Consider the following 3,242-nt stretch of genomic DNA (forward strand, 5'->3'; position numbering starts at 1 on the left):
TTCGAGGGCCGTCACATCGAGTTCACCCGTCAGGCGGATCGCGACCGGCACGTTGTACGCGGCCGATTCCGGATCGAACCGGTTCAGGAACCACATCCGGGACTGCGCCGGCACCGGCGTGCTGCTCGGCGACCGCGGCGAGTGCGGCGACCGTCGGGGCCTCGAACAGCGCGCGCACCGGGATCCGGGTGTCGAGTTCGCTGCCGATCCGGGAGACCACCTGGGTGGCGACGAGCGAGTTGCCGCCCAGGGCGAAGAAGTCGTCGTCGAGGCCGACGCGATCGAGACCGAGCACCTCGGCGTAGACGGCGGCGACGATCTCCTCGACCGCGGTCGTCGGGCCACGGAACTCGCGCACGGCGAGCACCGGCTCCGGCAGGGCGCGCCGGTCGAGCTTGCCGGAGTGGTTGAGCGGAAGCTCGTCCAGCACCATCACGACGTCGGGAACCATGTACCGGGGCAGCGATTCGCCGAGGCGGTCGCGGGCGGCGTCGACATCGACGGTCGCGCCCGCCGACGGCACCACGTAGGCGACGAGCTGCTGACCGAATTCACCGTCGTGGACCACAACGACGGACTGCCCGATCTCCGGCAGGTCGGTCAGCGCCGTCTCGATCTCGCCGAGTTCGATGCGCAGACCACGCACCTTCACCTGGAAGTCGGTGCGGCCGAGGTAGTCCAGCGTGCCGTCGGGCAGCCACCGCACCAGGTCGCCGGTCCGGTAGAGGCGACCACCGGTGGTATCGAACGGGTCGGCGACGAATCGCTCGGCGGTAAGGTCCGGCCGGCCGAGGTAGCCGCGGGCGACCTGGACACCCGACAGGTACAGCTCGCCGGGGACACCGACGGGCACCGGATGCAGGCGTGCGTCGAGGACGTACGCACGGACGCCGCGGATCGGCTCACCGATCGGAACCGACGAGGATTCCTCTGCGACACAACGGAACACCGTCGAGGTCACGGTGACCTCGGTCGGCCCGTAGGTGTTGTCGAGCACCGCATCCGAACGCGACACGAAACGCGCCACGAGTTCCGGGGGCAGTGCCTCGCCACCGGCCGACAGGTACCGCAGCGACGGCGGCAGGGCGAGGCCGTCGTCGGCGAGGAACAACGCGAGCATCGACGGCACGAACTCGAGGATGCACACGTCCCACCGGCGGGAGACCTGCACGAGGTACTCGGGGTCGCGGTGGCCGCCGGGCTCCGCGATCACCAGCCGGGCACCGGCCTGCAGCGGGTAGAACAGCTCCCACACACACGCGTCGAACGTGATGGGCGTCTTGTGCAGCGCGGTGTCCCCGGCTCCGAGGTCGTACCGCTCCGCCATCCAGGCGATCTGGTTGACGACGGACCGGTGCGAGACGGCGACGCCCTTGGGGCGTCCCGTCGAACCCGACGTGAAGATCACGTACGCGGTGTTGTCCGGTCGCAGACCGGCGGCCGTCACGACCTGCGCCGTGTCGACCTGCGCCGTCTCGACATCGAGGTCGAGGTCCGCGACGTCGATCGCCGCGACCTCGCCCGGCAGGGCGTCACGGTCCGCGGCGGTGGTGAGCACGAGCAGCGGTGCCGCGACCTCGAGCACGTACGCCGTGCGGTCGAGGGGATGCTCGGGATCGATCGGAACGTAGCCGCCGCCCGCCCGCAGGATCGCGTAGATCGCGACGAGCATGTCGACGGATCGGCTCATGCACACGCCGACCAGCACTTCCGGACCCACGCCCCGGTCGACGAGGACCTGCGCGAGCGCGTTCATCCGGCGGTCGAACGCCGCGTAGTCGAGGATCTCGTCGCGGAACACCACCGCCGGCGCGTCCGGCGTCCGCTGCACCTGCGCGGCGAATCCGTCGAGCAGCAGTTCGTCGGTCTCCGGTCGGGCGGTGTCGTTCCACTCGACGAGCATCCGGCGGCGTTCTTCGTCGTCGACCAGTTCGAGGTCGCCGACGACGACGTCCGGATCGGCCGTCGCGGCCGCCAGGACGCGGACGAGGCGCTCCGCGATGGCGGACACGGTTGCCGCATCGAAGATGTCCGCGGCGTAGCCGATCTCGCCCAGGTAGGACCCGTCACCTCCGGCCGGTTCGACCAGGGTGACCGAGAGATCGTATTGCGCTGCCTGCCAATCGAATTCGAGCGCAGACACCGACAGGCCCGGAAGCTCGACCACCGACTGGCTGTAGTTCTGGAACGCCAGCATGACCTGGAACAGCGGCGAGAACGACTGCGAGCGAACAGGGTTGATGCGGTCCACCAGGCGTTCGAACGGGACGTCCGCGTGCGCGAACGCGCCGAGATCGGCGCGGGACGTTCCCGAGAGCAGGTCGCGGAACGACGCGGCCGCATCGATCGGGGTGCGCAACACCAGGGTGTTGACGAACATGCCGACCAGGTCGTCGAGTGCGGCCTCGCCGCGACCGGCGACCGGGGTGCCGATCGTGATGTCGTCGCTGCCGGACAACCGCGCCAGCAGCACAGCGAGGGCGGTGTGCACGACCATGAACGGCGTGGCGCGCTGCTCCGCCGCCAGACGCTTGATCCCGGCGACGACATCCGACGGCACCGCGAAGTCGACGGTTCCGCCGACGCCGTCGCGCACCGCCGGCCGGGGCCGGTCGGTGGGCAGGTCGAGCACGTCGGGCGTTCCGGCGAGCGTGTCGACCCAGTAGTCGAGTTGCTGCGAGAGCAACGAATCGGGGTCCGCCTCGTCGCCGAGGACCTCGCGCTGCCACAGCGCGAAGTCCGCGTACTGCACCTCGAGGGGCTGCCAGGCGGGGGCCTGACCGCCGACGCGGGCCGTGTAGGCCAGGACGATGTCTCGGGCCAGCGGTCCGGTCGACACACCGTCGGCCGCGATGTGGTGCACGACGAGAGCGAGCACGTGCTCGTTCTCGGTGATCCGGAACAGGGCGCCGCGCACGGGCGGCGCCGCGGTCACGTCGAAGCCCGCGGACAGCAGTTCCGCGACCCGGGTGCGCAGCTCGGTGTCGTCGGCGACCTGCACCGGGTCGAGACCGTCCGGCAACCACCCGGCCGGAAGCACTTCCTGCACGCCGGCGCCGTCGACCTCCGGGTAGAAGGTGCGCAGCACCTCGTGCCGGGAGATCACGTCACGGACCGCCGCTTCGAGCGCGGCGACGTCGAGAGTGCCACTCAGCCGCATCGGAATCGGGATGTTGTAGGCCGCGGAGTCCGGCTCGAAGCGGTTCAGGAACCACATCCGCTGCTGCGCCAACGACAACGGC

At 70.3% G+C, this 3,242-nt stretch carries 1 protein-coding gene; it reads right to left on the reverse strand.

Annotation, left to right across the window (positions count from 1 at the left end):
- Nucleotides 1–22: 22 nt before the first annotated feature.
- Nucleotides 23–3,242, reverse strand: a 3,220-nt coding sequence (locus I0Q12_RS28885) for a non-ribosomal peptide synthetase (RefSeq protein ID WP_197257082.1), incomplete at its 5' end; no start/stop codon positions are given.

Origin of the sequence: Rhodococcus sp. CX, assembly GCF_015865005.1 — a bacterium.
In the GTDB taxonomy this organism is placed as follows: Bacteria; Actinomycetota; Actinomycetes; order Mycobacteriales; family Mycobacteriaceae; genus Rhodococcus.